This is a genomic window from Thauera butanivorans NBRC 103042 (assembly GCF_001591165.1).
In the GTDB taxonomy this organism is placed as follows: Bacteria; Pseudomonadota; Gammaproteobacteria; order Burkholderiales; family Rhodocyclaceae; genus Thauera; species Thauera butanivorans.
Genome location: NZ_BCUG01000048.1, coordinates 1 through 6047 on the forward strand (window position 1 = coordinate 1; position 6047 = coordinate 6047).

Below are 6047 nucleotides of genomic sequence, written 5' to 3' on the forward strand. Positions count from 1 at the left end.
TCGTTGCGGGCGGAATCTCCGGATTCCGCCCAACGCTCTTTTCGCTCTTTAGGAAATACCATGCAGAACCAGAAAATCCGCATCCGTCTGAAGGCCTTCGACTATCGCCTGATCGACCAGTCGGCGCTCGAGATCGTCGATACCGCCAAGCGCACCGGCGCCGTCGTCCGTGGCCCCGTGCCGCTGCCGACCCGCATCGAGCGTTTCGACCTGCTGCGCTCGCCGCACGTCAACAAGGCTTCGCGCGACCAGATGGAAATCCGTACCCACCAGCGCCTGATGGACATCATCGATCCGACCGACAAGACGGTCGACGCGCTGATGAAGCTGGACCTTCCGGCAGGTGTGGATGTCGAGATCAAGCTGCAGTAAGCAATCCCTGCTTGCGAAAGCTTGGAACAGGCCGGTATAATCCGGCCTTTGTGCCTTTTGGCGCATTAATTGTGACCCCCGGTCAATCGCAACCGGGATTCAGGAGAAAAATATGAGTCTAGGCCTTGTTGGACGCAAGGTCGGCATGACTCGCATCTTCGCCGAGGATGGCAGGTCCATTCCGGTGACGGTGCTTGACGTGTCGGACAATCGTGTGTCCCAGATCAAGACCTCTGAAACCGACGGCTATGCCGCGGTTCAGGTCGCTTATGGCAAGCGTCGCGCCAGCCGGATCACCAAGCCGGTGGCGGGCCATCTGGCCAAGGCGGGCGTCGAGCCCTGCCGCGGCATGAAGGAATTCCGCGTCGCCGAAGATCAGTTGTCCGGCTTCAATGCTGGCGACACGATCAGCGTCGACCTGTTCCAGGTCGGCCAGAAGGTTGACGTGACCGGCGTGACGATCGGCAAGGGCTTCTCGGGCCCGATCAAGCGTCACAACTTCTCGTCCAATCGTGCTTCCCACGGTAACTCCATCTCGCACCGCTCGCCCGGTTCGATCGGCATGGCGCAGGATCCGGGTCGCGTGTTCCCGGGCAAGCGCATGGCCGGTCAGTACGGCAACGTCCAGCGCACGACCCAGGGTCTGGAGATCGTTCGCATCGACGCCGAGCGCCAGCTGCTGCTGGTGAAGGGTGCTGTGCCCGGTTCGAAGGGTGGCGACGTCGTCGTCTGCCCGGCGGTCAAGGCTTGAGGAGCGCGGAATGGAACTGAAACTCTTGAATGATCAGGGTCAGGCCGCGTCGACGCTGCAGGCGTCGGATGTGCTGTTTGGCCGTGATTACAACGAAGCGCTGGTGCACCAGGTCGTGACGGCCTATCTCGCCAATGCGCGTTCGGGTAACCGCAAGCAGAAGGGCCGTTCCGAGGTCGCCAAGTCGACCCGCAAGCCCTTCCGCCAGAAAGGTACGGGCAATGCCCGCGCCGGTATGGCGTCGAGTCCGCTGTGGCGCGGGGGCGGCAAGATCTTCCCGAACACGCCGGACGAAAACTTCAGCCAGAAGGTCAACCGCAAGATGTATCGCGCCGGCGTTGCTGCGATCCTGTCGCAGCTGGCGCGCGAAGACCGTCTGGCGGTGGTCGACAGCTTCAGCGTCGAGGCGCCGAAGACGCGTCTGCTGTCGCAGAAGCTGAAGGGCATGGGCCTGGACTCCGTCCTGGTCATCACCGACGAAATCGACGAGAACCTGTTCCTGTCTTCGCGCAACCTGCACCAGGTTCTGGTGCTGTCGGTCAGCGAAGCGGATCCGGTGTCGCTGGTGCGTTTCCCGAAGGTGCTGGTCACCAAGGGTGCGCTGGCGAAGATGGAGGAAGCGTGGCAATGAGCGCGATCAGTCAGGAACGTCTGCTGCAGGTGCTGCTCGCCCCGCAGATCTCCGAAAAGGCGACCTTCGTCGCCGACAAGAATGAGCAGGTGGTGTTCAAGGTCGCAGCCGACGCCACCAAGCCCGAAGTGAAGGCGGCTGTCGAGTCGCTGTTCAAGGTCGAGGTCAAGTCCGTTCAGGTGCTGAACGTCAAGGGCAAGGCCAAGCGTTTCGGCAAGACCATGGGGCGCCGCAAGGACTGGAAGAAGGCTTTCGTCTGCCTGAAGCCCGGCCAGGAAATCAACTTCGCGGCCGGGGAGTAATAGATCATGGCAATCGTAAAACTCAAGCCGACCTCGGCCGGTCGCCGTGCCCAGGTCAAGGTGGTCAATCCCGACCTCTACAAGGGTCGTCCGCTCGCCTCGCTGGTCGAGAAGCAGAGCAAGAATGCCGGCCGCAACAACAGCGGTCGCATCACCATCCGCCACCAGGGCGGTGGCCACAAGCAGCATTACCGCATCGTCGATTTCCGTCGCAACAAGGACGGCATCCCGGCCAAGGTCGAGCGCATCGAGTACGACCCGAACCGTTCGGCGAACATCGCTCTGCTGTGCTATGCCGATGGCGAGCGTCGCTACATCATCGCGCCGCGCGGCGTCGAAGTCGGCCAGCAGCTGCTGAGCGGCGTCGAAGCGCCGATCAAGCCGGGCAATGCACTGCCGATCCGCAACATTCCGGTCGGTTCGACGATCCACTGCATCGAAATGATGCCGGGCAAGGGTGCGCAGATCGCTCGCGCCGCAGGTACTTCGGTGCAGCTGCTGGCGCGCGAGGGCAGCTATGCCCAGCTGCGTCTGCGTTCCGGTGAAATCCGCCGCGTGCACGTCGAGTGCCGCGCGACGATCGGTGAAGTCGGCAACGGCGAACACGGTCTGCGCAAGATCGGCAAGGCCGGTGCCAACCGCTGGCGCGGCATCCGCCCGACCGTTCGCGGCGTGGCGATGAACCCGGTCGATCACCCGCACGGTGGTGGCGAAGGCCGCACCGGCGAGGCTCGCGAGCCGGTCAGCCCGTGGGGTACGCCTGCCAAGGGTTATCGCACCCGTAGCAACAAGCGCACCGACAACATGATCGTGCAGCGTCGTCACAAGCGTTAAGGGGTAAAAGATGGCACGTTCTATCAAAAAAGGCCCGTTCATCGACGCGCACCTCCTGAAGAAGGTCGACGCGGCACGGACGAGCAACGACAAGCGCCCGATCAAGACCTGGTCGCGCCGTTCCACGGTTCTGCCCGATTTCATCGGTCTGACGATTGCCGTGCATAACGGCAAGCAGCACATTCCGGTGTTCGTGACCGAGAACATGGTCGGCCACAAGCTGGGTGAGTTCGCGCTGACGCGTACCTTCAAGGGTCACGCCGCCAGCAAGAAGGCCAAGCGCTAAGAGGGACGACATGGAAACCAAAGCAATTCTCCGTGGCGTTCGGCTGTCGGCCCAGAAGGGCCGCCTGGTCGCCGACCTGGTTCGCGGCAAGCCCGTCGAGCAGGCGCTGAACATCCTGGCGTTCTCGCCGAAGCGCGGCGCCAAGATCATCCGCAAGGTGGTCGAGTCGGCCATTGCCAACGCCGAGCACAACGACGGCGCCGATATCGACGCGCTGAAGGTCAAGACCATTCACGTGGAAGAAGGGATGACGCTGAAGCGCTTCACCGCGCGTGCGAAGGGTCGCGGCAACCGCATCCTCAAGCCCACCTGCCACGTCTACGTGACCGTCGGCGAGTAAGGAGTAAACATGGGTCAGAAAATCAATCCCACTGGCTTCCGTCTCGCCGTCACGCGTGACTGGGGTTCGCGCTGGTTCGCTTCCAGCCGTGACTATGCCGGTATGCTGCATGAAGACCTGAAGGTGCGCGAGTACCTGAAGAAGCGCCTGGCGCACGCCTCGGTCGGCCGCGTGGTCATCGAGCGCCCGGCCAAGAACGCCCGCGTGACGCTGTACAGCGCGCGTCCCGGCGTCGTGATCGGCAAGAAGGGTGAGGACATCGAAGCGCTGAAGCGCGATCTGCAGAAGATCGTCGGCGTGCCGGTCCACGTCAATATCGAGGAAGTGCGCAAGCCCGAAGTCGATGCCAAGCTGATCGCCGACTCGATCGCCCAGCAGCTCGAGAAGCGCATCATGTTCCGCCGTGCGATGAAGCGCGCGATGCAGAACGCCATGCGCCTCGGTGCGCAGGGCATCAAGATCATGAGCTCGGGCCGCCTGAACGGCGCCGAAATCGCCCGTACCGAGTGGTACCGTGAAGGCCGTGTGCCGCTGCACACCCTGCGCGCCAACATCGACTACGGCGTTTCGGAAGCCAAGACGACCTACGGCATCATCGGCATCAAGGTCTGGGTGTTCAAGGGCGAAATGCTGGGCCGCAACGAGCAGCCGGTCGCTGCCGAGCCTGAAGCCGACAACCGCCGTGGCCGCCGTGGCGCTCCGCGTGACGGCGAAGGCCGTCCGGGTCGCCGTCCCGCTCGTCGTGGCGAAGGCCGGCAAGAAGAAAGCAGGGGTGAATGATGCTGCAGCCGACTAGAAGGAAATATCGCAAGGAGCAGAAGGGCCGCAACACCGGTATCGCTACCCGTGGTGCGAAGGTGTCCTTCGGCGAGTTCGGCCTGAAGGCGGTCGGTCGCGGTCGTCTGACCGCGCGCCAGATCGAATCGGCGCGTCGTGCGATGACCCGCCACATCAAGCGGGGCGGTCGTATCTGGATTCGCATCTTCCCGGACAAGCCGATTTCGCGTAAGCCCGCCGAAGTGCGTATGGGTAACGGCAAGGGCAACCCGGAGTACTGGGTTGCGGAAATCCAGCCCGGCAAGGTGCTGTATGAGATGGACGGCGTGGACGAAGCGCTCGCCCGTGAAGCATTCCGGCTCGCAGCCGCCAAGCTTCCGATCGAGACGGTCTTCGTGACTCGCATGGTGGGAGCTTGAGCATGAAGGCGAGTGAACTCCGCGCCAAGAGCGCTGATGAGTTGAACACGGAGCTGGTCGAACTGCTGAAGGCGCAGTTCTCGCTGCGCATGCAGCACGCGACGCAGCAGTTGGGTAATACGAGTCAGATCGGGAAGGTTCGTCGCGACATCGCGCGCGTCCGTACCATCCTGCGCGAAAAGGCGGGTCAGCAATGAGCGAACAGGTTCAAAAGGTTCGTCGCGCGCTGGTTGGGCGTGTGGTGAGCGACAAGATGCAGAAGACCGTCACGGTCCTGGTCGAAAGCCGGGTCAAGCATCCGCTGTACGGCAAGATCATCACGCGTTCGGCGAAGTACCACGCGCACGTCGAAGACGGTGCGGCCGCGGCCGGTGATCTGGTCGAAATCGAGGAATGCCGCCCGATCTCGCGTACCAAGACCTGGCGTGTCGCCAAGGTGCTCGAGAAGGCACGCGTCATCTGAGTGGCGAGTAAGTAGCAAATGAAAAAACAGCTTGGCGCCTCGGTGCCAGGCTGTTATACTTTTGCCTCTTTGCTCCGGGGCTCGCTCGGGGCATCCTACCCTGACGGGTTCCAAGACTGTCCGCGAATGCGGGATAAGTTGGAGATATTTTCATGATTCAAATGCAGTCCAGACTGGACGTGGCCGACAACACCGGCGCACGCTCGGTGATGTGCATCAAGGTTCTGGGTGGTTCGAAGCGCCGCTATGCCGGCGTCGGCGACATCATCAAAGTGACCGTGAAGGATGCCGCGCCGCGTGGCCGTGTGAAGAAGGGTGACGTCTATAACGCCGTGGTGGTTCGCACTGCCAAGGGTGTTCGTCGTCCTGACGGCTCGCTGGTCAAGTTCGACAACAACGCGGCCGTCCTCCTGAACAACAAACTCGAGCCGATCGGCACCCGTATCTTCGGGCCGGTGACGCGCGAGCTGCGCTCCGAGCGGTTCATGAAGATCGTCTCGCTGGCGCCTGAAGTGCTCTGAGGAGTCGCTAGATGAACAAGATCCGCAAGGGTGACGAAGTGGTGGTGCTGACGGGCAAGGATCGCGGCCGTCGTGGCACCGTGCTGCGCCGCGTCGATGACGAGCGCGTCGTGGTCGAAGGTGTGAATCGGGTCAAGAAGCATGTGCGCCCGAATCCCCTGAAGGGTGAAGTGGGTGGCATCGTCGAAAAGGAAATGCCCATCCATGTCTCGAACGTCGCGCTGTTCAATCCCGCCACCCAGAAGGGTGATCGCATCGGGATCAAGACGCTTGAAGACGGCCGGAAGGTCCGCTTTCTTTTTCAAAGTCGAAACGGCGAGCTGGTGAAAACGCCTTAAAGGAGTTGACGAT

13 protein-coding genes are annotated in these 6047 nt (G+C 62.3%); all 13 read left to right on the plus strand.

Going from position 1 to position 6047, the window contains the following annotated elements:
- The first annotated feature begins 60 nt into the window (after positions 1 to 60).
- Positions 61 to 372 (plus strand): 30S ribosomal protein S10, encoded by a 312-nt coding sequence (gene rpsJ, locus TBU01S_RS17165; protein ID WP_002931577.1) that lies wholly within the window; start codon positions 61 to 63, stop codon positions 370 to 372.
- A gap of 112 nt (positions 373 to 484) precedes the next feature.
- A complete protein-coding gene (gene rplC / locus TBU01S_RS17170; RefSeq protein ID WP_068638385.1) occupies positions 485 to 1123 on the plus strand; it encodes a 50S ribosomal protein L3 in 639 nt (212 codons plus the stop codon).
- A gap of 10 nt (positions 1124 to 1133) precedes the next feature.
- Entirely contained in the window at positions 1134 to 1754 is a 621-nt protein-coding gene (gene rplD / locus TBU01S_RS17175; RefSeq protein WP_068638388.1) for a 50S ribosomal protein L4, read from the plus strand.
- A complete protein-coding gene (gene rplW, locus TBU01S_RS17180) occupies positions 1751 to 2056 on the plus strand; it encodes a 50S ribosomal protein L23 (RefSeq protein ID WP_068638389.1) in 306 nt (101 codons plus the stop codon). The genes rplD and rplW overlap by 4 nt, the downstream gene beginning before the upstream one ends.
- 6 nt (positions 2057 to 2062) lie before the next feature.
- The gene (gene rplB / locus TBU01S_RS17185) at positions 2063 to 2890 is read left to right on the plus strand and encodes a 50S ribosomal protein L2 (RefSeq protein ID WP_068638391.1); all 828 of its coding nucleotides are present in this window, start codon (positions 2063 to 2065) and stop codon (positions 2888 to 2890) included.
- 10 nt (positions 2891 to 2900) lie between these two features.
- Positions 2901 to 3176 (plus strand): 30S ribosomal protein S19, encoded by a 276-nt coding sequence (rpsS, locus tag TBU01S_RS17190; protein WP_002931587.1) that lies wholly within the window; start codon positions 2901 to 2903, stop codon positions 3174 to 3176.
- 10 nt (positions 3177 to 3186) lie between these two features.
- Positions 3187 to 3516 carry a 50S ribosomal protein L22 gene (gene rplV / locus TBU01S_RS17195; RefSeq protein ID WP_068638393.1) on the plus strand — a complete coding sequence of 110 codons (330 nt, stop codon included), beginning with the start codon at positions 3187 to 3189 and terminating at the stop codon, positions 3514 to 3516.
- Positions 3517 to 3525: 9 nt separating this feature from the next.
- Positions 3526 to 4296 (plus strand): 30S ribosomal protein S3, encoded by a 771-nt coding sequence (rpsC, locus tag TBU01S_RS17200; RefSeq protein WP_068638395.1) that lies wholly within the window; start codon positions 3526 to 3528, stop codon positions 4294 to 4296.
- Complete coding sequence (rplP, locus tag TBU01S_RS17205; protein ID WP_068638402.1) at positions 4296 to 4712, plus strand: 50S ribosomal protein L16; 417 nt, start codon at positions 4296 to 4298, stop codon at positions 4710 to 4712. Before rpsC ends, rplP begins: the two co-directional genes overlap by 1 nt.
- A 2-nt stretch (positions 4713 to 4714) precedes the next feature.
- The gene (gene rpmC, locus TBU01S_RS17210; protein WP_068638397.1) at positions 4715 to 4909 is read left to right on the plus strand and encodes a 50S ribosomal protein L29; all 195 of its coding nucleotides are present in this window, start codon (positions 4715 to 4717) and stop codon (positions 4907 to 4909) included.
- On the plus strand, positions 4906 to 5175 hold the full coding sequence (gene rpsQ / locus TBU01S_RS17215; protein ID WP_068638399.1) for a 30S ribosomal protein S17: 270 nt from the start codon (positions 4906 to 4908) through the stop codon (positions 5173 to 5175). Before rpmC ends, rpsQ begins: the two co-directional genes overlap by 4 nt.
- Before the next feature lie 152 nt (positions 5176 to 5327).
- Complete coding sequence (gene rplN, locus TBU01S_RS17220) at positions 5328 to 5696, plus strand: 50S ribosomal protein L14 (protein ID WP_004332368.1); 369 nt, start codon at positions 5328 to 5330, stop codon at positions 5694 to 5696.
- Between the two features lie 11 nt (positions 5697 to 5707).
- On the plus strand, positions 5708 to 6034 hold the full coding sequence (rplX, locus tag TBU01S_RS17225) for a 50S ribosomal protein L24 (RefSeq protein ID WP_068638401.1): 327 nt from the start codon (positions 5708 to 5710) through the stop codon (positions 6032 to 6034).
- The last annotated feature ends 13 nt before the right edge of the window (positions 6035 to 6047 follow it).